Source organism: Pantoea sp. B_9, from assembly GCF_008632015.1.
GTDB lineage: Bacteria > Pseudomonadota > Gammaproteobacteria > Enterobacterales > Enterobacteriaceae > Pantoea > Pantoea dispersa.
The window spans coordinates 293,929-319,113 of the sequence record NZ_VWVL01000004.1 but is presented as its reverse complement, the minus strand read 5'-3'; the positions used below and the strand labels follow the sequence as shown (position 1 = coordinate 319,113).

At 58.1% G+C, this 25,185-nt stretch carries 22 protein-coding genes; 7 read left to right on the top strand and 15 right to left on the bottom strand.

The annotated features are described in order from the left end of the window. Positions 1-121 precede the first annotated feature (121 nt). From F3I21_RS14575 to F3I21_RS14555, 5 genes are all read left to right on the top strand, one after another. Positions 122-1,447, top strand: coding sequence for a PAS domain-containing methyl-accepting chemotaxis protein (locus tag F3I21_RS14575; protein ID WP_150059209.1), 1,326 nt, complete (start codon positions 122-124; stop codon positions 1,445-1,447). Positions 1,448-1,540: 93 nt separating this feature from the next. Then, on the top strand, positions 1,541-2,764 hold the full coding sequence (locus F3I21_RS14570) for a SpoIIE family protein phosphatase (protein ID WP_058774863.1): 1,224 nt from the start codon (positions 1,541-1,543) through the stop codon (positions 2,762-2,764). A 10-nt stretch (positions 2,765-2,774) separates the two neighbouring features. After that, positions 2,775-3,326, top strand: a complete 552-nt coding sequence (locus F3I21_RS14565; protein WP_150059208.1) for a SiaB family protein kinase — start codon at positions 2,775-2,777, stop codon at positions 3,324-3,326. 6 nt (positions 3,327-3,332) lie between these two features. Next, positions 3,333-3,719, top strand: a complete 387-nt coding sequence (locus tag F3I21_RS14560; protein WP_150059207.1) for a DUF1987 domain-containing protein — start codon at positions 3,333-3,335, stop codon at positions 3,717-3,719. Further along, positions 3,716-4,426: a GGDEF domain-containing protein gene (locus tag F3I21_RS14555; protein WP_021507652.1), complete on the top strand. Its 711-nt coding sequence runs from the start codon at positions 3,716-3,718 to the stop codon at positions 4,424-4,426. The genes F3I21_RS14560 and F3I21_RS14555 overlap by 4 nt, the downstream gene beginning before the upstream one ends. Here F3I21_RS14555 and mrdA read toward each other — a convergent pair whose 3' ends face one another. The 10 genes from mrdA to prfC all read right to left on the bottom strand — a co-directional run bounded on the left by mrdA (position 4,427) and on the right by prfC (position 16,002). Continuing rightward, positions 4,427-6,316 carry a penicillin-binding protein 2 gene (mrdA, locus tag F3I21_RS14550; RefSeq protein ID WP_058759549.1) on the bottom strand — a complete coding sequence of 630 codons (1,890 nt, stop codon included), beginning with the start codon at positions 6,314-6,316 and terminating at the stop codon, positions 4,427-4,429. Positions 6,317-6,605: 289 nt separating this feature from the next. Further along, positions 6,606-7,319 (bottom strand): purine-nucleoside phosphorylase, encoded by a 714-nt coding sequence (gene deoD, locus F3I21_RS14545; protein WP_021507654.1) that lies wholly within the window; start codon positions 7,317-7,319, stop codon positions 6,606-6,608. Positions 7,320-7,353: 34 nt separating this feature from the next. Further along, positions 7,354-8,577, bottom strand: a complete 1,224-nt coding sequence (deoB, locus tag F3I21_RS14540; RefSeq protein ID WP_150059206.1) for a phosphopentomutase — start codon at positions 8,575-8,577, stop codon at positions 7,354-7,356. A gap of 94 nt (positions 8,578-8,671) precedes the next feature. Next, positions 8,672-9,994 carry a thymidine phosphorylase gene (gene deoA / locus F3I21_RS14535; protein ID WP_150059205.1) on the bottom strand — a complete coding sequence of 441 codons (1,323 nt, stop codon included), beginning with the start codon at positions 9,992-9,994 and terminating at the stop codon, positions 8,672-8,674. Positions 9,995-10,105: 111 nt separating this feature from the next. Beyond that, positions 10,106-10,885, bottom strand: coding sequence for a deoxyribose-phosphate aldolase (gene deoC / locus F3I21_RS14530; protein WP_058770662.1), 780 nt, complete (start codon positions 10,883-10,885; stop codon positions 10,106-10,108). 413 nt (positions 10,886-11,298) lie between these two features. Continuing rightward, positions 11,299-12,075 (bottom strand): TatD family hydrolase, encoded by a 777-nt coding sequence (locus F3I21_RS14525; protein ID WP_150059204.1) that lies wholly within the window; start codon positions 12,073-12,075, stop codon positions 11,299-11,301. Continuing rightward, the gene (locus F3I21_RS14520) at positions 12,072-13,124 is read right to left on the bottom strand and encodes a patatin family protein (RefSeq protein WP_031279725.1); all 1,053 of its coding nucleotides are present in this window, start codon (positions 13,122-13,124) and stop codon (positions 12,072-12,074) included. Before F3I21_RS14520 ends, F3I21_RS14525 begins: the two co-directional genes overlap by 4 nt. Positions 13,125-13,302: 178 nt before the next feature. Then, on the bottom strand, positions 13,303-13,464 hold the full coding sequence (locus tag F3I21_RS14515) for a DUF1328 domain-containing protein (protein WP_007893192.1): 162 nt from the start codon (positions 13,462-13,464) through the stop codon (positions 13,303-13,305). Positions 13,465-13,562: 98 nt separating this feature from the next. Further along, positions 13,563-14,153, bottom strand: a complete 591-nt coding sequence (osmY, locus tag F3I21_RS14510) for a molecular chaperone OsmY (RefSeq protein ID WP_021507660.1) — start codon at positions 14,151-14,153, stop codon at positions 13,563-13,565. 259 nt (positions 14,154-14,412) lie between these two features. Further along, positions 14,413-16,002 (bottom strand): peptide chain release factor 3, encoded by a 1,590-nt coding sequence (gene prfC, locus F3I21_RS14505; RefSeq protein WP_021507661.1) that lies wholly within the window; start codon positions 16,000-16,002, stop codon positions 14,413-14,415. Between the two features lie 315 nt (positions 16,003-16,317). On the opposite strand from prfC, the gene F3I21_RS14500 reads away from it, so the two are divergent. Then, positions 16,318-16,932, top strand: a complete 615-nt coding sequence (locus F3I21_RS14500; RefSeq protein ID WP_150059203.1) for a hypothetical protein — start codon at positions 16,318-16,320, stop codon at positions 16,930-16,932. A gap of 6 nt (positions 16,933-16,938) precedes the next feature. Here F3I21_RS14500 and F3I21_RS14495 read toward each other — a convergent pair whose 3' ends face one another. The 3 genes from F3I21_RS14495 to F3I21_RS14485 are packed head-to-tail and all read right to left on the bottom strand — an operon-like array spanning position 16,939 to position 19,184. Continuing rightward, entirely contained in the window at positions 16,939-18,042 is a 1,104-nt protein-coding gene (locus F3I21_RS14495; protein ID WP_150059202.1) for a M20 peptidase aminoacylase family protein, read from the bottom strand. Positions 18,043-18,052: 10 nt separating this feature from the next. Continuing rightward, on the bottom strand, positions 18,053-18,526 hold the full coding sequence (locus F3I21_RS14490; RefSeq protein ID WP_021507664.1) for a YjiG family protein: 474 nt from the start codon (positions 18,524-18,526) through the stop codon (positions 18,053-18,055). Beyond that, positions 18,516-19,184: a nucleoside recognition domain-containing protein gene (locus F3I21_RS14485; protein ID WP_021507665.1), complete on the bottom strand. Its 669-nt coding sequence runs from the start codon at positions 19,182-19,184 to the stop codon at positions 18,516-18,518. Before F3I21_RS14485 ends, F3I21_RS14490 begins: the two co-directional genes overlap by 11 nt. Positions 19,185-19,641: 457 nt before the next feature. Here F3I21_RS14485 and ftnA point away from each other — a divergent pair, with 457 nt between their 5' ends. Next, entirely contained in the window at positions 19,642-20,148 is a 507-nt protein-coding gene (ftnA, locus tag F3I21_RS14480; protein WP_150059201.1) for a non-heme ferritin, read from the top strand. Between the two features lie 64 nt (positions 20,149-20,212). Here the strand turns inward: ftnA and F3I21_RS14475 are convergent, their stop codons facing one another. Both F3I21_RS14475 and F3I21_RS14470 read right to left on the bottom strand, forming a co-directional pair. Continuing rightward, positions 20,213-23,056, bottom strand: a complete 2,844-nt coding sequence (locus tag F3I21_RS14475; protein WP_150059200.1) for a bifunctional diguanylate cyclase/phosphodiesterase — start codon at positions 23,054-23,056, stop codon at positions 20,213-20,215. A gap of 256 nt (positions 23,057-23,312) precedes the next feature. Further along, complete coding sequence (locus F3I21_RS14470) at positions 23,313-25,016, bottom strand: lysophospholipid acyltransferase family protein (RefSeq protein ID WP_021507668.1); 1,704 nt, start codon at positions 25,014-25,016, stop codon at positions 23,313-23,315. Positions 25,017-25,185 lie beyond the last annotated feature (169 nt).

Below are 25,185 nucleotides of genomic sequence, written 5' to 3'. Positions count from 1 at the left end.
TTTTGCAGCAACCGCCGGACCCGATGGTAAAAACCTGCGCAACCGGGTTATTTAGTGGTGAATTTTTAGCCACTCACGCCGATAACCGTGCTGACATCCCATAACCATAATAAGGTCCACCATGTTCAGCACGATTACATCGGGAATCCTGTCGCGTCTCGCGTGGCAGAAACGCAGTCACAGCAGCGCAACGCTCAGTTCGCTGCAGGAGGCCATCGCCATGGTTGAGTTTACGCCTGATGGTCACATACTCACCGCTAACACGCTGTTTCTGGAGCGCATGGGCTACACGCTGGCAGAAATTGTCGGCCAGCATCACAGCCTGTTCTGCACGCCGGATATGGTGCAGTCACCGCAGTATCGCGAGTTCTGGCAGCGTCTGAATCGCGGCGAAGGCTTCAGCGATAAGTTTTTGCGCGTGGCGAAGCACAGCCGTCCGATCTGGCTGGAAGCCAACTACGTACCGGTGCAGGATCGCCACGGCCGGGTGATCAAAATCGTCAAGCTGGCGAGTGATATCACCGCGCACATCATGGATGCGCAGGAGCAGCGCGCCATGACCACCGCCATTGAGCGCTCGATGGCGGTGATTGCTTTCAACCTCAAAGGTGAAGTGCTGATGGCCAACGATAATTTCTTCAATACCATGGGCTATCGCGCTGATGAGATCATCGGTCGCCATCACAGCCTGTTCTGTCCGCCCGAAATGCGCACCAGCGAGGCCTATCGCCGCTTCTGGCACAAGCTCAATCAGGGTGAATATATCTCCGGCCAGTTCGAGCGCGTCAATAAGCAGGGCAACACCGTCTGGCTGCGCGCCACCTATAATCCGGTGTTTAACAGCGCCGGCGAGCTGTACAAAGTGGTGAAGTTCGCCACCGACGTTACCGCGCAGGTGGAAAAAAACCAGCTGGAGCGCGAAGCAGCGCAGCAGGCATGGCAAACCGCGCTGCATACCAGTGAAAGTACGCAACAGGGAGCGGCGGTCATTGAAAACAGCGTGCAGAATATCAATGCGCTGGCCAGCGAACTGCACGGTATTTCTAGTGATATCAATGATCTGAGCGACTCTTCCGATCGCATCGGCGCCATCGTGGAGAGCATCCGCCGCATTGCCGACCAAACCAATCTGCTGGCACTCAATGCGGCAGTGGAAGCCGCGCGCGCCGGTCAGCACGGCCGCAGCTTTGCGGTGGTCGCCAGTGAAGTGCGCACCCTCGCGGCAAACATCAATCGCGCCACCAGCGAAATCGAGAATCGGGTGAGGCATAACCATCTGCTGGCGGATAAGGCGCAGAAAGGCATCGCGTCGAACCTGAAACGTGCCGATCAGGGCGTAGTGCTCGCGCAGCAGGCGGGCGGTGTGATTGCCGAAATTCGCGGCAGCTCCAGTGAGGTGGTGCGCGCCATCAGCCACGTCGCCGATACACTAAAAGCTCCGCAATAAGCGCAGCAGCGAGCGCTGGCCGGCGGTGACATAAAAGTGTCATCGCCGTGCCGTAACCTAAGATTATTCCTAATCAACGCCAGACTCTTTCTCATGCAGCAGCCTGATTTCCGCACCGGGCTTAGCGCCCTGACGGGTCGTGCCCGCGCGCGTTCGCTGTGTATTGCGGTGCCGTTCGTCACGCCAGCGATGGACAACACGGCGGTAATGGCGCTGTTTAGCGAACACAAAGATTTGATTGGCCTGCCGGTGGTGGAAAACGGCACGCCGTTCGGCATGATCAACCGCCACATCTTTCTGTCGCAAATGACGCGCCCGTTCTTCCGCGAGCTGTACGATCGTAAAAGCTGTATCGCCTTTATGGATAAACAACCGCTGGTGATCGATGCCGAAACCGAACTCGATCGGGTCGCGCAGCAGGTGGTCGCCAGCGGAGATAAATCAGTGACCGATGGCTTTATCGTGACTGAACAGGGCCGCTATATTGGCATCGGCCTCGGTATCGACCTGATTCGCACCGTCTCCGATTTGCAGGCGCAGCAGCATCAGCAAATTTTACAGAGCATCGATTACGCGCGAGTGATTCAGGACGCGATGCTGGACCGCTCGCGGCAGCAAATGGCGCAGCAACTAAGCGACTGGTGCCTGCACTGGCAGCCGCGCGATGGCGTGGGCGGCGACTATTACGCCTTTCACCGCGACGAGCACGGCTGGCTGGCGCTGATTGCCGACTGCACCGGTCACGGCATTCCCGGCGCGTTTATGACGGTGATTCTGCATGCGGCGCTGGAGCGTGCGCTGCAGCACAACCATCGTACGCCGTCTGCCCTGCTGCAGGCGCTTAACCGCCACATCAAACAAACCCTGGGCCAGCTTAACGCCTCGCAGCAGACTTCGCTGTCCAACGACGGCTGCGATGCGATTGCGCTGCGGCTGGAGACGGCCAGCCATCAGCTGAGCTGGGCCAGCGCGCGCATGCACGCCGTGCTGCAGCCGCTACAGGGTGAAGCCGCCGCGCTGCAGGCCGATCGCGTCGGCGTTGGCTACACCGATACACCGCACGACTATTGCTGGCCGCAGCAGCAGCGCACACTGCAGCCCGGCGATGTGCTGCTGGTGATGAGCGACGGCGTGACCGATCAACCCGGCGGCGCGCGGCAGATTATGTTCGGTAAAAAGCGGATTCAGACGGTCATTGCACAACATAAAACCCTGCCGATGGCCGAGCTCTCCACGGCGTTTGCGCAGGCATTTCTTCACTGGCAGGGCAACCAGCCGCGACGCGATGACGTCACCTGGTTTGGCCTGCGTTATTAACGAGCCTCTTATGCATCCAGCTTCCACCGGCACGCACCTGCCGCCCGACAGCGTTGCGCTGCACTATACCGGCTTCTTTTCGCCGCAGAACATCACCGCGATGGGTGAAGTGATCAAAGTGTTTCTGGAAAACCAGCAGGCCCCGCTGAAAGTGCGCCGCCGGCTGTTCTCCAGCTTTGTCGAGATTGTGCAGAACATTCTGCGCTATTCGCAGGACAGCCGTACCCTGAGCCATGCCGAACAGCACTATCGCTTTGGCACCGTAACGCTGCACGTGGACGGCGATAACTACGTGCTGGAGAGCAGTAATCAGGTCGAACAGGCCGCCTGCGAGCAGCTGCGAGACTGGCTCGATCTGCTGCGTACCATGAGTAACGACGAAATTAAGCAGGCCTACCGTGTCGGTCTGCGCACCGAGAGCCCCGCCACCAGCAAAGGGGCCAATATCGGTTTGCTGACGCTTGCCCGTGATGTCAGTGAACCGCTGGAGTATGAACTGCGTCCGCTGCCCGCCAGCGGCTACGCCACGTTTTGGCTTAAAGCCACCATTCACCAGGATTGAGGTTGTATGCAAAACCTGATTATCTCTGCCACTGAGAGCACGCCCGAAGTGAGTTTTGATTTTGCCACCCGCCAGTTTGCGCTGCGCGGCGAGTCGTGGCCGGAGAACGCGGCGGCGTTTTATCGCCCGCTGCTGGATGCCCTTGAGCAGTGGCAACCCACCGACAACGACGCGGTGGTCGTCACTATCGCGCTGCGCTACTTCAACAGCTCCAGCACCAAGATGCTGTTCAGCCTGTTCGATCTGTTTAACCAGCTGGCGCAGCGCGGTCAGCGCGTCACGCTGAACTGGCTGTTTGATGCGGAAGATGACATCGCGGAAGAGTTTGGTCAGGAACTGGCGCTGGATTTTACCGATCTGCAGGTTAATCTGCAGGCGGAACTGGCGTCATGATGGACCTCAATGAGCTGTTCCGTGAAGAGAGCGAGGTGCTGAATCGCTCACAGCATGTGGCGGCGCAAAACACGCTGAGCGCGCAGGATTACCGCGAGGCGCTGCTGCACCTGAATCGCCACTATCAGCGCCTGATGCGCGAAACCTGGCGGCTGATCTCCCGCAGCGATCGCGCGGAGCGCGAGCTGAACCGCGTGAATGAGCAGTTAAACCAGCTGGCGCAGGAGCTGGAGTACAAAGCCAGCCACGATCCGCTAACGGCGGTGTGGAATCGCGGCGCGATTATTCAGCGCATCAGCCAGACGCTGGAGAGCGGTCCGGCGGCGCTGATCATTCTGGATATCGATCACTTCAAGAAGATCAACGACGAATACGGCCATCCGATGGGCGATAAGGTGATTTGCGGGCTGGTGACGCGCATTCAGGCGCACTGCCCGGCCGGTGCCAGCATTGGCCGCATCGGCGGCGAAGAGTTTACCGTGCTGCTGCCGCACTATCGTCTGTCCGACGCGGTGATTGTCGCCGGTGCGATCCACGCCTCGCTTAACGCCTCGCCGCTCGCGGTGCTGCCGCAGCAACTGGTGACCGCCAGCCTCGGCGTGAGCTACGGTAAGCCGGGCTCCGATTTCGACACGCTGTACAGCAATGCCGATGCTGCGCTCTACGATGCCAAACACCACGGCCGCAACCGGGTATTTTTCCGCTGATCAGCGCGCCTGCGCGGTGCTGGCCGTCTGCATCGGCACGCTGCTATCCGGCGGCGGCAGGAAGATGTGGTCGAGGATATTGCGCATCACCGGCGCGGCCGTAATGCCTTCGTTACCGCCGTTTTCCAGAATCAACGCCACCGCCACCTGCGGGTTGTTAAACGGCGCAAAGGCGGTGTAGAAAATGTGGTCGCGCAGGCGCACCGGGATCATCTTCGCGTTGTAAGTCTGGTTCTGCTTCAGGCTAAACACCTGCGACGTACCGGACTTGGCGGCGATGCCGTACGGCGCGGTATGGAAATATTTATAACCGGTGCCGTTTGGCGCGTTAGCCATACCAAACATGGCGTGGCGCACCAGCGACCAGTACGGTGATTTCGCATCGCCAATCTGCGGCTGCGGCGCGGTCGGCTGATAAACCTGCTGCCAGGTGCCGCGCTGTGCTTTAGCCAGCAGGTGCGGATTAATCACCCGGCCGTTATTGATCAGCGCCACCATGGCTTTCACCATCTGAATCGGCGTGGCGATCCAGTAGCCCTGACCGATGCCCACCGACACCGTATCGCCCTGATACCACGTATGTTTATGCACTTTCTGCTTCCATTCGCGGCTTGGCAGCAGCCCGGCGTACTCTTCATTCAAATCGATACCGGTAGGTTTGCCGTAGCCGAACTGGCTGAGCATGCTGTGGATGCGGTCGATACCCATCATGAACGCCACCTGATAGAAGAAGGTGTCGGCGGACTCTTCAATCGCTTTGGTGACGTCGAGCATGCCGTGGCCGGACTTTTTCCAGTCGCGGTATTTGCGATCGGTGCCCGGTAGCGTCCAGGTCGGCGCGCCAAAGAAGGTGGTGCCCGGCGTAATCACTTTGCTCAGCAGCGCCGACATCGCCATGTAGGGTTTTACCGTCGATGCCGGTGGATACAGCCCCTGGGTAACGCGATTGATCAGCGGCAGGTTTTTATCCTGCAGCAGCGTTTTATAGGCTTTGTAGCTGATGCCCTTCACGAACGGGTTGGGATCGTAGCTCGGGCTGGAGACCATCGCCAGCACGCCGCCATCGTGCGGATCCTCAATCAGCACCGCTGCACGCTGCCCGGCCAGCTGGCTCTCCACATACTGCTGCAGATGCAGATCCAGCGTCAGCCAGATGTTTTTGCCCGCCACCGGCGGCACCTCTTTCAGCACACGCACAATGCGGCCGTGGTTATCCACTTCCACTTCCTGATAGCCGGTTTTGCCGTGCAGCAGAGATTCGTAGTAGCCCTCAATACCCTGCTTGCCGATGTTGTGGTCGGCGGCATAGTTTTCGCCCACGCCCTCGGCATTGAGCCGCTTGTAATCGTTATCGTTAATCTTCGACACGTAGCCGACCACGTGCGCCAGATCGGCGCCGTACGGGTATTCCCGATCCTGATAGGTATCAATGGTGACGCCGGTGAAGCGGAACTGATTGACCGAGAAGCGCGCCACCTCTTCATCGGTGAGCTCGGCTTTCAGCTCCACCGGTTTATAGCGGCTGCTCTGCTTCAGTTCGTGCTCAAAGGTTTCGATATCATCCGGTGTCAGATCGACGATAGGCGTTAGCGCCTTCAGCGTCGCCTGCATGTTGTCGATTTTGTACGGCGTGACGAGGATGTCGTACCAGGTGACGTTGCGCACCAGCGGGATGCCGTTGCGATCGAAGATCAGCCCGCGCGTCGGCGCGATGGGGATCATTTTGATGTCGTTCTCGTTGGAACGCGTCTGGTAATAGCTGTGCTGATCCACCTGTAAGCGATACAGGTTGATGCCAAGAATGGTGAAGCAGATAACAACCAGGGCAAACGCCACCAGCGCGCGGCGCACAAACAGTTTCTCTTCGGCTTCGAAATTGCGGAAATTCATTAGGGGCTTAGTCTCTTCATTATCACGCTAATGATAGGGAGAGATTCCGGCAGAGCCAGCAGGAAGATGCACAAGCCTGGGTAAAAGTGTGTCAGATGTTTACGGTGGGGCTGCTGTGTCAGGAATGCGGGACAGGGCGTTTACCGGCTAATAAACGTTGCCCGATCGGTCCCCTCTCCCGCGCGCAGGCATTAACCGTTGCTCGATCAGTCCCCTCTCCCGCGCGGGAGAGGGTTAGGGTTAGGGTTAGGGTTAGGGTTAGGGTGAGGGTGAAAAAAAGCGAGGAAAATCAATCCCCCAGCAGCACCGACTCCAGCGCGATCTTAATCATATCGTTGAACGTCGTCTGACGCTCTGCCGCGGTGGTTTGCTCGTGCGTACGGATGTGATCCGACACGGTACAGATGGTCAGCGCTTTGGCACCAAACTCTGCCGCCACACCGTAGATGCCGGCCGCTTCCATCTCCACGCCGAGGATGCCGTACTTCTCCATCACGTCGAACATCTGAGGGTCCGGCGTATAGAACAAATCAGCGGAGAAGATGTTACCGACGCGCGCGTCCACGCCCAGCGCTTTAGCCGCGTCAACCGCGTTACGCACCATGTCGAAATCCGCGATGGCGGCAAAATCGTGATCCTTGAAACGCATGCGGTTAACTTTTGAATCGGTGCAGGCACCCATACCAATCACCACATCACGCAGTTTCACGTCTGCACGCACGGCACCGCAGGAACCGACACGAATGATCTTCTTCACGCCGAAATCGGTGATCAGCTCTTTGGTGTAGATCGAGCAGGATGGAATACCCATACCGTGGCCCATCACGGAGATTTTGCGGCCTTTGTAAGTCCCGGTGAAGCCCAGCATGCCGCGCACGTTGTTCACTTCGACCACATCGTCGAGGAAAGTCTCGGCAATGTGTTTTGCACGCAGCGGATCGCCTGGCATCAGCACCACGTCCGCGAAATCGCCCATTTCGGCATTAATATGAGGAGTTGCCATTGTTGTTCTTCCTTATCAAAAAGTGGTGGCTGTTTTACAGCAAGCTTTTGCCGTAGTCCATGCTGGACAGGCCAAAATAGCTGGCGATGGTCTGGCCGATATCGGCGAAGGTATTGCGGTAACCCAGCGAGCCCGGTTTTACTTTTGGACCGTAGATCAGAATCGGGATGTGCTCGCGCGTGTGCTCGGTACCATGCCAGCTCGGATCGCAGCCGTGGTCAGCGGTGAGAATCAGGATATCGCCCTCTTTTACCAGCGCCATCAGCTCCGGCAGACGACGGTCAAACAGCTCCAGCCCACCGGCATAACCGGCGATATCGCGGCGATGGCCCCAGGTCGAGTCAAAATCGACGAAGTTGGTGAACACAATTGAGTTGTCCGGCGCCTTCTTCATCTGCTCAATGGTGGCGTCAAACAGCGCATCCAGACCGGTGGCTTTAACTTTTTGCGTGATGCCCTGCTCCGCGTAGATATCAGCGATTTTACCCACTGAAATCACTTCGCCGCCCTTCTCATCCACCAGCTTTTTCAGCATGGTTGGTGCCGGTGGTTCGACCGCCAGATCGTGACGGTTACCGGTGCGCTGGAAGTTACCGGCTTTATCGCCGACAAACGGACGCGCGATCACACGGCCAATGTTATAGCCGCCGTTGGTCAGCTCTTCACGCGCAATTTCACACAGCGCGTACAGGCGATCGAGGCCAAAGGTCTCTTCATGACAGGCAATCTGGAACACCGAATCTGCCGAGGTGTAGAAAATCGGCTTGCCGCTTTTCATGTGCTCCTCGCCCAGCTGGTCAAGAATTACCGTGCCGGAGGAGTGGCAGTTGCCGAGGTAGCCCGGCAGATCGGCGCGTTTTACCAGCGTATCCAGCAGCTCCTGCGGGAAGCTGTTCTCTTTGTCGCTGAAGTAGCCCCAGTCAAACAGCACCGGCACCCCGGCGATTTCCCAGTGGCCGGACGGCGTATCTTTGCCCGACGAGAGTTCGCTGGCGTAGGCGTACGCGCCGATGATTTCCGCCTGCGGATCCAGTCCCGGCGGGAAGCGGCCGGTAGAGAGTTCCGCCGCTTTGCCAAGGCCGAGCGCGGTCATGTTGGGCAGATGCAGCGGACCTTCGCGGCCTTCATTGGCGCGGCCTTCAAAGCACGCTTCGGCGATATGGCCGAGCGTATCCGATCCTTCATCACCGAATTTATCGGCGTCTTTGCTGGAACCGATCCCGAAGGAGTCGAGAACCATAATAAAAGCACGTTTCATGCAAGTCTCCTGCGCCATAGCGCGATGACAAGTCAAAAAAAAGCGATCAGATCAGTATACCCGAACGGCCGCTGCCTGGCACGCAGTTACGCCACTATTCGCTGATGCGGCGATACACCACCGGCGTGGCCTCCGGAGCGTGGTCGCTGAGCGTTATCGCCGCTTTCACTGCCGCAGCGGCCTGCTGCCACTGTGCTTCCGACGCGGCATGAATCACCGCCAGCGGCTGCTGCGCATTGACCTCACTGCCCAGCGTGATCATGTCGCTGAGGCCCACGCTGTAATCAATGCTGTCGCTGGCGCGCTGACGGCCACCGCCCAGCGCCACCACCGCCATGCCCAGCGCCCGCGTGTCCATGGCGCTGACGATGCCGGGACGATCGGCGTACACCGCTTTGCTCAGCATCGGTGCCGGCAGGTAGCGGTCCATCTGCTCGATGAAATCCGTCGGGCCGTTCTGCGCCGCCACCATGCGGGCAAACACCTCAGCCGCTTTACCGTTATCCAGCACCTGCTGCAGTTTTTGCCGCGCTTCGGCTTCGTTCGCCGCCAGTTTGCCGGAGATCAGCATCTCAGCGCACAGCGCCAGCGTGACCTCCAGCAGCCGCGGATTGCGCGCCTCACCGGTGAGGAAATGCACTGCTTCGCGCACTTCCAGCGCATTACCGGCGCTCGATGCCAGCACCTGATTCATGTCGGTGAGCAGCGCGGTGGTTTTGCATCCCGCACCGTTGGCGACGCCGACAATCGCCTGCGCCAGCTGCTGCGAGGCCTCAAAGGTTGGCATAAACGCCCCGGATCCGACTTTGACATCCATCACCAGCACGTCTAATCCTTCGGCTAATTTTTTGGCGAGGATCGAGGCGGTGATCAGCGGAATAGAATCCACAGTGGCGGTGATATCGCGCGTGGCGTAGAACCGCTTATCCGCCGGCGCCAGCGAATTGGTCTGACCGATAATGGCAACGCCGACCTGTTTGATGATCTGACGGAAGCGATCGTCGCTGGGGAAGATATCGAAGCCGGGAATGGCTTCCAGCTTATCCAGCGTGCCGCCGGTGTGGCCGAGGCCGCGCCCGGAAATCATCGGCACGTAGCCGCCGCAGGCCGCCACCATCGGACCCAGCATCAGCGAAGTGACATCGCCCACGCCGCCGGTCGAATGTTTATCAACAATCGGTCCGTTGAGGTTCAGCGCCTGCCAGTTGAGCACCGTGCCGGAATCGCGCATCGCCATGGTCAGCGCCACGCGCTCTTCCAGGTTCATGTCGTGAAAATAAATCGTCATCGCCAGCGCGGCGATTTGCCCTTCAGACACGCTGTTATCACGCACGCCATTGATGAAAAAGCGGATTTCCGCTTCGCTCAGCGGCTGGCCGTCGCGTTTTTTACGAATAATTTCTTGTGGCAGGAACAAGGTTGCCTCCCCGGAAAAGCGATGTATCGCTGAATGACAGCCGCCAGCTGCGCAGCAATGCGCACCTGACGGCAGTAACACCGTGGGCCGCCATTTTGGCGACCGCGTGGATTAATAACCGGCTTTGCTGGTCGCCGTAGCGTGGCCCAGGGTATTCAGCAGGCTGGCTAACAGGCTGGAAGCGCCGAAGCGGAAATGACGCGCATCCGCCCAGCCGCTGCCGAGGATATCGTCGGCCAGCTGCAGGTAGATAGCGGCATCTTCCGCCGTGCGCACGCCGCCAGCCGGTTTGAAGCCCACCTGCTGCTGCACGCCTTTGTCACGGATTACCTGCATCATGATCGCCGCCACCTCTGGCGTGGCGTTGACCGGCACTTTACCGGTAGAGGTTTTGATGAAATCCGCACCGGCATCGATCGCGATTTCGGACGCTGCACGAATCAGCGCTTCCTCTTTTAGCTCGCCGGTTTCAATGATCACTTTCAGCAGCACGTTCGCCGCCGCGCAGGCCTCTTTACAGGCTTTTACCAGCGCAAAGCCGACGTCACGATTACCGGCAATCAGCGCACGGTACGGGAACACCACGTCAACTTCATCCGCGCCATAGGCGATTGCCGCACGGGTTTCCGCCAGCGCGATGTCGATGTCGTCGTTACCGTGCGGGAAGTTAGTGACGGTCGCGATACGAATTTCCGGCGTGCCCTGCTCGCGCAGCGTCTTACGTGCAATCGGGATAAAGCGCGGATAGATACAGATCGCCGCCGTGTTACCGGCCGGTGATTTCGCCTGATGGCACAGCGCGATCACTTTTTCATCGGTGTCGTCTTCGTTCAGGGTGGTCAGGTCCATCAGTTGCAGCGCGCGCTGCGCGGCCGCGTTCAGATCGGTCATGGTGCTCTCCAAAGTCAGGCCGGTGAAATCTGCTCACCGGAGAATGTGATAATTATAACAACCCACGCCGCGTGGAATTGCGAGGTTTGTCACAAGGAAAAGGAAACCGCGCTCTGATATACATGCATTTAGCGATTTTAATCACATTAAATCGCTATTTTGCCGAACAGCGCGGCATGATGCGATTGTGATTATTATCACAAATGTTGCCGCAAAAAGGTATCGGATATCGTTAAAGCGTAGTTAATTTGCGACAGAGCGGAAGTTGTCAGCACATCATCAGAAGTGGCAGAGGCGTTGCAGCGACGCGATTCATCGCGCAAGAAATTGTGCCGCTGGCAAAACTGCAACGGCGATTAACCGTGACGGCGCTATTAGATGAAGTGAAGGGGCGGCAGGCGCAGGATCAATACTCAATCCGGCAGCGCGAACAAACGCAGGCTGTTGTGCCACAGCGCGTCGGCGATCTCATCGGGCGGTTCCGGGCGCAGCTGGCACAATACTTCGAACACATTACGCGCGCGCTCCGGGCGATTTGGCTGGCCCTGAAAACCGTGCAGCGGCATATCCGGCGCATCGGTTTCAAGCAGCAGCGCCTGCAATGGCAGGCTGGCGATGGTGTGGCGGGTTTTGCTGGCGCGCGCATAAGTGATAGTGCCGCCGACACCAATCGCGTAGCCAAGGGCGATGAAACGCTCCGCCTGCTGCTGGCTGCCGGCAAAGCCGTGCACCACGCCACGCCGCGGCACATCGTGACGGCGCAAATACTGCGCCAGCTGATCGTGCGTACGTCGCGAATGCAGGATCACCGGCAAATCATAGCGCTTTGCCAGCTTCAGCTGGGCCTCCAGCAGCCGGGTTTGCCGCGCAAAATCCGGCGCTTCCATATACAGATCCAGCCCGATTTCCCCGATCGCCACGCGTTTTGCATCCGGCGTTTGCAGGTACTGCTCAAGGCGATCGAGATCGTCATCCTGATGTTGCGCAATATTGATCGGGTGCAGCCCGAGCGCGCTATACAGCGCCGGATGCTGCTGCGCCAGCTGGCTCACCACGGCAAAACGGCTGGCATCCACGCACGGCACGATGATGCGTTCCACGCCCGCCTGCGCCGCCTGCGCGATACTGTGTTCGGCAGCGGTGACAAATGGCGGAAAATCAAAGTGGCAGTGGGTGTCGATAAATCTCATGCCAGCGATCCTGCATCGTAGTCGGCGTCATTACCCGCCAGCGGCGGCGTGCTGACCGGCCGGTTATCCGGCGCGTTGGCGACGGCGGCTGGCGGCGTCACGGCAATCGGTCGCGCCAGCGGTTCAGCATCGCTCAGCCACTGGCCCAGCGTCGCCAGGAAATAGCGCCCGCTACGGCGCCCCAGATGATAATCCTGATTCAGTGACGCCAGACGACTGCCCAGCGCCATGCTGGCCAGCGGCTTTGGCGGAAAGATCTCAATGATGCGCAGATTATCCGGCGGCTGTTCAATAAACTGCTGAATCTGGCGGTAGCTCTCTTCGTGCTGATGCAGGATATTGATCATCGGCTGCAGGGCGCTGTCGCTCAGCCAGCGCTCCATGCGTTTAAACCACTTCGGCGTATACGCCATCTGTGACGGCACGGTACGGATCACCACGATAGTATCGGCGCCACGCCGCGCCGCTTCGCGCACCGGAATAGCATCACTGATGCCGCCGTCGAGATAGCTCACGCCATCCATCAATACGCCGCTGCGGTAGAAACCGGGGATCGCGCTGGAAGCCTTAATGATGTCATGCCAGGTCAGGTTGGTGGGATTGAAGTACTGCGCGCTGTAATCATCGCTGCGGCAGGCGCACATGTAAAATTCGCTGCCTTTGGCAAACAGGCTTTCGGCGCTGCTCAGCGCCAGCGGGAACTCCTGTTTAGTGATATCCACCAGCCAGTCGAGATCGATCAGGTGGCCACCGCGCACAAAACGCAGCGGATCGAAAAACAGTTTACTGGTGGTGTAACGGGTAATTACGCGCCGCGCATAACCGGGCTGGGCACAGACAAAGGCTGAGAGGTTTTGTGCACCGGCCGAGGTGCCGAGCATCAACTGAAAGGGGTTGAAGCCTGCGCGCTGAAATTCATCCAGTACGCCCGCCGTGAAGATGCCGCGTTGCCCGCCGCCTTCGCAGACCAGGGCGATTTTTTTGGATTTGAATGGCGTGAGTGCCAGTGGCTCAAAGGTGTCCAGCGACACCGGGATGCGTATTCCCAATGGATGTCCCTCAGTGTTTGCTGCTCTGAGGGAGGCGCTCAATCAGCATCCCGGAGAACCAGTCATTGTCGTTCCCTGACCAACCGCATCCTGCAATCGTCGCGGCGCACCTTCAATGGTGGCAATGACTGGCCTCCGCTTTATGTGACTAGCGGGTTAACATGGTTAACGCAGTGGGTCAGGGTCGTTTGCGCCCGGTAAACAGGCTCACGAGGAACAGAATAATACCGACAATAAAGACAATTTTAGCTGCCCATGCTGCCGTACCCGCCAGACCGCCAAAACCTAATGCTGCAGCAATCAGAGCGATGACCAGAAAGATAATACCCCAACGAAACATAAGCCTCTCCTTTACCATAGTGAAAATCGAACTGCTTATTCTTCACATCACTGTTTTTAATACGGAACGGCACCGTTGGTGATGCCGTTCCGGTTGCGTTAAGATTTCACCTTGAGGTCATTCTTCACGCTTTTCACGCCTTCAATGGCTTTGGCGATCTTCTCAGCCCGATCGGACTGGGCCTGATTCGCCACTTCCCCGGACAGCTGTACCACGCCATCGGTGGTTTCCACCTTCACGTTGCGCGATGGCACAATGTCATCTGCTAAAAGTTTAGCTTTTATTTCACTGGTGGTTGCTGCATCACCTGCATAACCTTTCAATGAACTCTGTTTGCTGTCTCTGACGTGTAGTTTGTCGCTGACGGATTTAACCCCTTCCACCTTCTGCACCAGCGCCACAGCCTTCTCGGCCTGGTCCTGCGAGGTGACAAAACCGCTCAGCGTCACCACGCCCTGCTGCGTTTTGACGGAGATATCCGTACTTTTAATCGCTTCATCGTCCACCAGCGCGGCTTTGGCTTTGGCGGTGATGCCGCTGTCATCCATAAAGCCATCGACTTTTTTCATAGAACTATCGATTTTGGAACCCGCGCTGCTGCTGGTATCAGCCGCCATTGCCGCGCCGCTTAACAGCGCAGTACCGGCCAGTGCAGCAATCAGGGTTTTAGCAATCTTAGTCTTATTCATCGATATCATCCTTCTATCAGTTAACCCACTCGCAACCGCGAATGCGCCAGCAACACACCACGTTGCTGCGTGATGGACGTAATCAGACCTACAGGTCCGTTTTCTCGTCCGACAGAATAATCATAGTAGGGATTACAGCTTTTGCTGGCTTTTGTGGTTGATATCTCGCCAAAAAGCGATAACCGCAGCGCAATTAAGAGGAGTCTGTATCGGAGAAAACCGGGCGGCAGAAAGCAGCAGCCCGGTGAAGACGGCGAACTTAGTGTTCGCGCGTTTTACGGAAGGTCACGTCAGGATAGCGCTCCTGCGTGATGTTGAGGTTGACCATGGTCGGGGCGATATACGTGAGGTTGTCACCGCCATCGAGCGCCAGGTTGATCTCGTTTTTGCGCTGGAAATCGTCGAACTTCTTCGCATCGCTGCATTCAACCCAGCGGGCAGTCGACACGTTGATGGCCTCGTAAATCGCCTCAACGTTGTACTCGCTCTTGAGACGCGCCACGACCACATCAAACTGCAGCACGCCCACCGCACCCACGATCAGATCGTTGTTGTGCACCGGACGGAACACCTGCACGGCGCCCTCTTCCGACAGCTGGACCAGCCCTTTCAGCAGCTGTTTCTGCTTCAGCGGATCGCGCAGGCGAATGCGACGGAACAGTTCCGGGGCGAAGTTCGGAATACCGGTGAACTTCATGGTTTCGCCCTGGGTGAAGGTGTCGCCAATCTGGATGGTGCCGTGGTTATGCAGGCCGATGATATCGCCCGGATAAGCTTCTTCAACGTGCGAACGGTCGCCCGCCATGAAGGTCAGCGCATCGGAGATCACCACATCTTTACCGGTGCGCACCTGACGCAGTTTCATGCCCTTCTCATATTTGCCGGACACCACGCGCATAAAGGCCACGCGGTCACGGTGTTTCGGGTCCATGTTGGCCTGAATCTTAAACACGAAGCCGCTGAACTTCTCCTCTTTGGCTTCGACTTTGCGGGTATCGGTCTGGCGCGGCATGGGCGCCGGCGCCCAGGCAACCAGACCATCCAGCATGTGATCGACGCCAAAGTTGCCCAGCGCGGTACCGAAGAACACCGGCGTGATTTCGCCGCTCAGGAACAGCTCTTTGTCGAACTCGTGCGATGCGCCCTGCACCAGCTCCAGCTCGTCGCGCAGCTGCTGCGCCAGCTCTTCGCCGACGGCCGCGTCCAGTTCCGGGTTCGCCAGCCCTTTTACCACGCGCACTTCCTGAATCGTGTGGCCTTTGCCGCTCTGATACAGGTAAGTTTCATCGTTGTAGAGGTGATACACGCCTTTAAACAGCTTGCCGCAGCCAATCGGCCAGGTGATCGGCGCACAGGCGATTTTCAGCTCGCTCTCGACCTCATCCAGCAGCTCCATCGGATCGCGAATATCACGGTCCAGTTTGTTCATAAAGGTGATGATCGGCGTGTCGCGCAGACGGGTCACTTCCATCAGCTTGCGGGTACGATCCTCAACCCCTTTCGCGGCGTCGATCACCATCAGGCAGCAGTCCACCGCCGTCAGCGTACGGTAGGTATCTTCCGAGAAGTCTTCGTGCCCGGGGGTATCCAGCAGGTTAACCAGGCTGTCGCGATACGGGAACTGCATCACCGAGGTGGTGATGGAGATACCGCGCTGCTTCTCCATCTCCATCCAGTCTGATTTGGCATGCTGGCTGGAGCCGCGACCTTTAACGGTACCGGCGGTCTGGATCGCCTGTCCGAACAGCAGGACTTTTTCGGTGATTGTGGTTTTACCGGCGTCCGGGTGCGAGATGATCGCAAAGGTACGACGGCGCGCCACTTCTTCTAAAAAGGGAGCAATAGACATGAGTGAATTCTTCTTCAGGGCAACGCGCGAGCGGCGCGCTGCGAATAAATCATTCCGGAGCCAGTCCGGCGGATAACGGTGCCAATGGCGACGCATGCGCGTCGGGTCACAGCAGGGTGTGTGCGATCTACATTGGCGGCAGTCCGGTTATCCCATCAGCATTGAGGCGGCATAGCATACAATATTTCAGCAGGCGGGGGAATCTGCGGCAGGATGAGACGATGCTCGCGCAGTTCAGGACATGTCTTGTAAACACTAAGCGATGTCTGGCTGAGAATGCCTGTCCGGAACCGTCACCCCGGCAAGGACAGCAAAATGACTCTACAGCTTAACCCACATACCTACAGCCCGTCGCACCGAAACGCCGCCCTGTCGTCGCCCGCGCAGATGTACCGCAAACCCGGCGAGATGCTGCTGATCAACGCGCCGGATAACGCCGCCGTGCCAGCCATCGGTCGCGCTGATTTTTCCCGCAGCAGCCTGCCGGCGCACCTGCATTATCTGCTCACGCCGCGTCCCGGTTTTTCTGCCGGTCAGCATTTTGTCCCGGAGTATCCGTACATGCTGGACGCCGCGCTGTCGGTCACTGCCCGCCGGGGCGCGGTGTCGTTAGCACCGTATCACGCCGACAGCGACAAGTGCGCGCTGGTGATTGAGCGGCAGACGTTGGTGAAGTTTGATCTGCCGCCGCTGCACGATTTGGTGCTGAGCTACATCGGTCTCAACACCTACTTTAGCGAAGTGCGCTTCTACAACCGTGCCGGACGCATCGTGGCGTTTCGTCGCCTGAACGCCAGCAAAAAGCGCCACGAAGTGTTCTGCTTCGCCGGCATGAAGCCGGTCTCACTGGTGATTGAGACCAGCCAGCACAGCTCGATTTTGCTCGATGAGATGGTGTGGAACCAGACCGTGGGCGCGGGCGCGCGCTGAGGCGCCTTACCCCAGCATGCGCACCACTGCCGCCTTGAAGATTTTCACACCAATCTCCAGCGAACTCAGCTCAAAGCGCATCTGCGGATGGTGCAGTCCCGGCACCAGATTGGTTCCCAGCCCCCAGAAACCGGCTTTCACCTGCGGATTTTTCACCGGATAGTAGAAGAAATCCTCGCTGCCCGGCGTGGTTTTCGCCGCCAGTAATCCCTGCTCGCCGAGCACATCGACAATCGCGGCGCTGAGCAGCGCGGTGGCATCGGCATCAATTTCCGCCGCCGGCATCTCTTTCAGCACCACCACTTCAGCGGTTGCGCCCAGCGCGGCCACGCTGTGCTGAATCGCCTGGCTGACTTTCTCTTTAAGCAGTTCCATCGGCGCGTTCTCCTGCGAACGCAGATCCCACACCACGCGCGCCTCGTCCGGCACCGAGTTGGTCACGCCGGCGTCGCACAGGAAGCGCGTCGCTTTTACGCTCCAGGTGAGGCCCGGTGCCAGATGAATGCTATTCACCGCCTGCACCGCCTGGACTGCCGCATCAAGCGCGTTGACGCCAAGATGCGGTCGCGCGGCATGGGCCGGAACACCTTTAATGGTGGCCTCCAGCGTGCTGCACGCTGAATAGATCACCGCAGGCGTCGCCTGCCCGATCTGGCACTCCTCCAGCGGGCGCAAATGGAAGCCAAGAATCATCTCCACGTCATCCAGCGCGCCGCCCTCAATCATCGCCAGCGCGCCGGCCCCCAGCTCTTCAGCCGGCTGGAACAGCAGCTTCAGCCGTCCTTTTTTAATAGCGCCTTCCTGCAGCAACTCCTGCGCGGCGGTCAGCACCACCGACGAGTGGCCGTCATGGCCGCAGGTATGGCGGGCGCAGGCAACGCCGTCGATCACATGCCCGAGCGCATCCATGTCGGCGCGCAATGCCAGCACCGGGCCCGGCACGCCGCTGTCGATCTCCGCCACGATGCCGGTGGTCTGGTTGATGCCGCGCGTGACCTTAATGCCAGCCTGTTCCAGCTGGCCGGCGATGTAGGCCGAGGTTTTAACTTCCTGAAACCCCAGCTCGGGTATTTCATGCAGAAAATGGTAGTGATCGAGAACTCTGGACACCGTTTCGCTCCTAAACAAAAAAACGCATCACGAACATAGCGATAACCGCATTGATAATGCTGGTGAGCATCAGCAGCGGCCAGTATTTTTTCGGCACATCAGCAACGCCCAGCAGGCGGCCCATGTACTGCAACTGCGAACCCATAAGAAAAATCGCCGGTGCCAGGATAGTGATGTCGGTACCGCTCAGCAGGCCTTTCGCCATCAGGCTTACCGCCACACCGACGCTGGCCGAGGATGACAGCCACGCGGTCAGCAGCACGGTGATCGCCTCGCCGGGCAAACCGAAAATCCCCATCAGCGGCGCAAACGCGTGGCCAAGAAACTGCATGATGCCGAGCAGATTCAGCACTTCCGCCAGCACATAGGCCATCACCACATTGGGCATCAGATTGTGAATAGCAATATGGAAGCCTTTACGCGCGCCGACAATAAAAATATCAAACGGATTATTATTGACCCGCGTCTGTACGTTATTTGACATCAGCAAAATCCTTCTTATAAACACTGTTTAACACAAAACGGACAAATGCCGCACCGACGAATTTCAGCACAAACATCAGCAACAGCGGAATAATGATTGGTGCACTCATGGACGCAAATAGCGCCGAGCCAATGGCAAAATAATTATTGATCAGTCCGGCACCGGAATATTGCCAGGCGCTCATCACCACCAGCTCTTTTTTACCGATTTGCTGCTGATCGGCCATCTCTTTGGTGAGCGCCGCGCCGGCATCGGTACTTTGCAGATCGGTAATCAGCGCCAGGCCGCAGCGTCCCGGCAACCCCATCAGCGGTTTCAGCAGTGGCGTCAGCAGCGTGTGGGCGGCACGAATCGCACCGTAGTGGGTGAAAATCTCCAGCACGCCCAGTGCCAGCATCACAGTGGGTGCCAGCGACAGCGCGAACAGGAAGCCGGCTTTGGCGCTGATGCCGCCGGCGCCGAGAAAGGTGGAACCTGATTCTTTGATGGTGCCAAAGCTGCCGCCCAGCGTGGTGAAATCAAACGCGCCCAGCCAGCTAAAGCCTTCGACCTTATAAAGCAAACCGGAAAAAAACAGTATTGCCAGTATCAGCGCGAGGTAATTTCCGGCGCTCGCCGTGACCGTTTGTGGCGCGGCCATGATTTTTTCTTCAGACATCTTTTCTCCTGCTGACCCTATTTCTGCCAGACGTGGTTGCAATATACGGAACTATTAACCAAGCAGGATTTATGCCAATGCGCACTTTCTTTAATTTCGCTATGGCTAATTTTGTTCAGTAACAAGCAGCAGCCGGAATAAGCGTTTATATCGCCGTGCCAGGTTTATTGCTGGTCGCGCCAGTGCTTATTTTATCGGCGGGTTGACTGGCGAAGAAGTGATCGGTGCGGTTGTGCGCTGCACCGCCAGCAGGCAACACAGCTGCACTAAAACAGTGCTGCGGACTGTGAATGAAAATTAGTCAAAGTTGAGAATTCTTCGCATTCAACTAGCGGAATAATTCCATTTATAATCAATAAGATAAATTCAACTTTTTTACGAAAAAACCTTCACAAAAAAGTATAGATTGATGCATAATTCGCCGTACTTCACCTGACAAATTAAAAAGGACTCAGCCATGTTAACCGCTGAAATGACCTCACGCCTGAACGACCAGCTCAATCTCGAATTCTTCTCCGCCAACCTCTATCTGCAGATGAGTGCCTGGTGCAGCGACAAAGGCTTCGAAGGTGCCGCCTCCTTCCTGAAAATGCACTCGCGCGAAGAGATGCAGCATATGCAGAAGCTGTTTGATTACGTCAGCGATGCCGGTTCACTGCCGGTGCTGGGCAGCATCGCCGCGCCGGCGATAAGCTGGAACTCGCTGAATGACGTACTGGAAGAAGCGCTGAAGCACGAGCAGCTGATCACCAGCAAAATCAACGAGCTGGTTCACGCCGCGCTGACTTCGCAGGATTACTCCACCTTTAACTTCCTGCAGTGGTACGTTGCCGAGCAGCACGAAGAAGAGAAGCTGTTCAAAACCGTGCTGGACAAACTGGCGCTGGTGGGCAACAAAGGCGAAGGTCTGTTCCTGGTGGACAAAGATCTGGGCCGCATGAACGTCGAAGGCCACGACCAGTAAAAATAATAAAGATTATGCACAGCAGCATGCACAACGCCCGACCCTGTCGGGCGTTTTTTTGTGCTTACTCCAGCGCCTTCAGTCTGAGCTCCGACGGCTGTGGCCGGCCAAACAGGTAGCCCTGAAACAGCGTACAGCCCTCTTCGCGCAGGCGGACAAACTGCTCATTACTCTCCACGCCCTCTGCGGTAATCTGAATATCCAGGCTGCGGCTCATGCCGGTAATTGCGCGGATGATCGCCAGCGCCTCGCGGCTGTCGCCCATATCATTGATAAATGACTTGTCGATTTTGATCTTATCGAACGGGAACGAACGCAGATAGCTGAGCGACGAGTAGCCGGTGCCGAAGTCATCGAGCGCAATCTGCACGCCCAGCGTTTTCAGGCTCTGCAGCGTGCGGATATTGCCGAGCGTATCATCCAGCAGCACCGATTCGGTGATCTCCACCTCCAGCCGATGCGGCGCCAGGCCGGATTCGCGCAGCGCGCCCTCCACCACCGACACCAGCGAGCTGTTCTTAAACTGCAGCGGCGACAGATTGACCGAGACCGACTGTTCGGTTTCCCAGCTCTGCGCTTCGCGGCAGGCTTCGTACAGCGCATAGGCGCCGAGCATATGGATCAGCCCGGTCTCTTCCGCAATCGGAATGAAGTCATTCGGCATGATCAATCCTTTGATCGGATGATGCCAGCGCATCAGCGCCTCATAGCCAATGATGCCGGTCTCGTTGGTGATCGGCTGATAGTAGAGCTTGAGCTGCCGTCCGGTAATTGCCTCGCGCAGATCGTTCTCGATCACCCGGCGGCTGCGCGCCACATTATCCATCTCCAGCGTAAAGTGCTCATAACGGTTACGGCCGTTACGCTTGGCTTCATACAGCGCCATGTCGGCGCAGCGCAGCATGTGTTCCGGCGTATTGGTGGCCTGCGAGGTCAGCGCGATGCCGACGCTAAGCCCGACCGACAGGTTGTGGCCTTCAACATTCACCGGCGGGCGGATCGCCTCGATCAGGCGCTGCGCCACAATCGCAGCCTCATCGGCATTCCGCACGTTGGGCAGCACGATGGCAAACTCATCGCCGCCGATGCGCGCCAGCGTGTCCTGATCGCGCAGTACGCTGCGCAGCCGCTTCGCCACCACCCGCAGCAGATCGTCACCGATTTGATGCCCCAGCGCATCGTTCACGTTCTTGAAGTTATCCAGATCGAGACACAGCGTGGCGCTGGTCTGGCCCTGCTGCTGATCGACGCGCAGCGCCTCGCTCAGCTTCTGGCGAAACAGGATGCGGTTTGGCAGGCTGGTAAGATTATCGTGATGCGCCATGTGACGAATGCGCGCATCGGCTTCACGCTGGTCGGTGACATCTTCCACAATTAGCATCACGTAATTCTGCCGCATGTCTTTGCCGCTGATGGTGGTGGCGCGCGTGTGCAGCACCCGCTCACCGCCAGCGGTCAGCAAGAGTTGCTCGCGCGTGTGGATGCCTTCGCTGCGCAGCGCGATATCCGCCAGGCTGTTGAAGTAGTCACTCAGTTCCGCCGACATACATTCGTGCGGCCGCTTATGCATAATCAGCGACTTACTGAAGCCAAACAGCTGCTCGGCTTTGTCATTCACCATCAGGATTTCGCGGCTGATGGCGTCTTCGACGATCACGCAGGAGGGAATGTTGCTGATGATGGTGTCGAGGAAGCCGGAAAGCTCCGACATTTTGGCGCTCTGCGCCTGCGCCAGATCGCGCGCACGCAGCAGCTGCTGCTCGTGCTCACGCCGCTCGGTGACGTCGCGGGTGATCTTGGCGAAGCCGATCATTTTGCCCTCTTCATCATGAATCGCGTCAATCACCACATGCGCCCAGAAGGCGGAGCCGTCTTTGCGGTAGCGCCAGCCCTCGTCCTCAAAGCGACCGGTTTTCAGCGCGATGCCCAGATTGGCATCCGGCGTACGCGCCTGACGTTCCGGTGAGCCGTAGAACACGGAGAAGTGCTGGCCCACGATCTCGTCAGCCATGTAGCCTTTGGCGCGCTGCGCGCCGGCGTTCCAGTTCACCACCCGGCCCTGTAAATCCAGCATGTAGATGGCGTAATCCGTCACGCCTTCCACTAACAGGCGGAAGGTTTTCTCGTATTCACGCTGCTTGCGCAGCAGCGCCTGCTGTTCGGTGCAGTCGCGGGTGATTTTGGCATAGCCGATCAGTTTGCCGGCGTCATCGCGAATCGCGTCGATGATCACATGCGCCCAGAAGGCGCTGCCATCTTTGCGATAGCGCCAGCCTTCGTCTTCAAAGCGACCGGTTTTAAACGCGGTGGTCAGGTTGCGTTCCGGGATATGGTTCAGGCGATCCTGTGCGCTGTAGAAGCGCGAGAAGTGCTGGCCGACAATCTCTTCAGCCACATAGCCTTTGGCGCGCTGCGCGCCGGCGTTCCAGTTTTCGACATTGCCGTCAAGGTCGAGCATGTAGATGGCGTAGTCCGTTACGCCTTCAACCAATAAACGGAAACGCTGCTCCTGTTCCTGTTGTTTACGCTGCTGCGCCTGCTGTTCAGTACAGTCGCGGGTGATTTTGGCAAAGCCCAGCAGTTCGCCGTACTCATCGCGGATGGCGTCAATCACCACGTGCGCCCAGAAGGCGCTGCCGTCCTTGCGATAGCGCCAGCCTTCGGTTTCATAGCGCCCGGTGGCGGTGGCGATGGCCAGACCGCGCTGCGGCGCGCCGTTGCGCCGATCCTCTTCACTGTAAAACAGCGCAAAATTCTTCCCGACGATCTCTTCGGGGGTATAGCCTTTGGCGCGTTGCGCCCCGGTGTTCCAGTTAGCCACCGTGCCATCCGGCTTAATCATGTAGATGGCGTAATCCACCACGCTCTGCACCAGTAGCCGGTACATTACGTCAGAGTTATTGTTCATTGTTGTTCGCCTATGCTGGCCTGGTCTCGATGCGCAGTTAAGATAATTCTTAATCTTCAGGCAGACTTAAACGCAAAAGCGCATCGCTTACAAGCGCAAATCATCCGCAGACAAAAGTTGGTAGTGTGGTTATCGGCAGTGGCGAGAAAATGTTCAGTGGGATAGTGGATTTATTGCGCAAAGTTGACAGCACGCCGCGCGGAGATTTTCCGGCGGCGTGCTGTCAGGTGGCATTAACTGACGTCATCTGGCGCGTTCAGGTTAAATGCATGCCGATATAGCGTTCATAACGCGCGGGTTTTACGCGTGACAGATCGACCAGCACCAGACCATCAATACAGTGATTGAAATCCGGATCGCTGCCGAAATCGATAAACTGCACGCCGCCCGGCTCGCACACTTCCGAATACTGTTTGTACAGCGTCGGAATCGCGGTACCGAGATTAGCCAGCAAATGCTTGAGACGCCGCAAATCGTCGGCATAGTTATCGCCGGTGAACTGCGCCAGCACCTCCGGCAGCGACGCCGGATAAGGGCGGCGCGATTTCGCCAGCGGCAGGTCGGTCGGAAAATAGAGACGGTAAAACGCCACCAGCAGATCGCGCGCCGCCAGCGGCATGGTGCCGGAGATTGATACCGGGCCAAACAGGTAGCGCGTCTGCGGATAGCGCGCAATGTAAGCGCCGATGCCCATCCATAAATAATCCAGCCCGCGCTTGCCCCAGTAGGCCGGCTGAATGAAGCTGCGTCCCAGTTCCAGCCCCTGCTGAATAATCGGCAGCATGCGCTCGTCATAGTGGAACAGGCTGTCGCTGTAGATGCCCTGCAGCCCGCGCCGCGCCAGCTGCTCGGCGCCGGGGATAAAGCGGTAGGCACCGACAATCTCCAGCGCCTCGTCATCCCACAAAATCAGGTGATAGTAATCATCGTCATACTTGTCGAGATCGCGCCGCCGGCCACTGCCCTCGCCCACCGCGCGGAAAGCAATTTCTCGCAGCCGGCCCAGTTCACGCAGCAGCGGCACCCAGCTGGCCCCGTTGCGCCGCCACAAATAGATCTGTTTGCCGTCCGGCAGCGTCCCGAGCCGTTCACTCTCCAGCAACGCTTTTTTCAGCTCAGCGCGATCTTCCGGGCGGGCGATGGCGGCTTCGGTGAGAAACAGACCACGTCGTCCCTGGCCGATGCGGTACAGATGCTTGCGCAGCCGCTTCGCCAGCTCTTTGCCCGGCGTATGGCCATCGTGCCAGTTGGCGAAGGGAATCTGTTCGCCGATATGCAGTTTGATGCGCGTGCCGCGCTGGCGGAACATTTCGCGCACCAGCATCAGCAGCGCCAGCGGTGCCGCCACCTTCGCCGCGGCGTAAAACGCCAGGCTGTTACGTCCGACTACGTGCACCGGCACCAGCGGCGCGCGGGCGCGGGCGGCGAGGCGCAGAAAGCTGTGGTGCCAGTGACGGTCACGCACGCCGCGGCTGGACAGGCGCGAGACTTCACCGGCCGGGAAGATGATCAGCGCGCCCTGGTTGTCGAGATGCTGCTGCATGCGCGTCAGCTGCTCGCGGCTGGTGCGGTTGCCCATGTTATCCACCGGCAGCATCAGGTTGTTGATGGGTTCCAGCATCATCAGCATGCGGTTGGCAACGATTTTCACGTCGCGCCGCACCTGCGATACCGCCGCCAGCAGCGCCAGGCCGTCCAGCGCGCCAAGCGGATGGTTGGCGACGATCACCACCGGCCCATGCGTCGGGATCTGTTCAAGGTCGCGTTCGCTGAGCTCACAGCGCACATCCAGGTGTTCCAGCACCTGCTCCACCATATCCACCCCTTTCAGATGCGGATAGCGCTGGGCAAAGTCCTGAAACTCCTGTTCACGCACCGCCCACTTCAGCAGGCTTTTCTGCCAGTGCGCTGGCTGCTGGCCTGGCCAGTAAGTATTGAGAAGCTGATCAACGGAAAACATGGTGCACCTTTTTATACGCAGCGGTTTATTCCCCTGACGTTAAAACGGCTTGTTTTCAGATTTATGACCACGGCAGATGCGGACAGGAAAAAGTATCGGCGCGCTTTGTGCTGGCGCATAAAAAAGTCAATTTTACCTTAAATGAGAATTTTCCAGACAGGACTTAAAT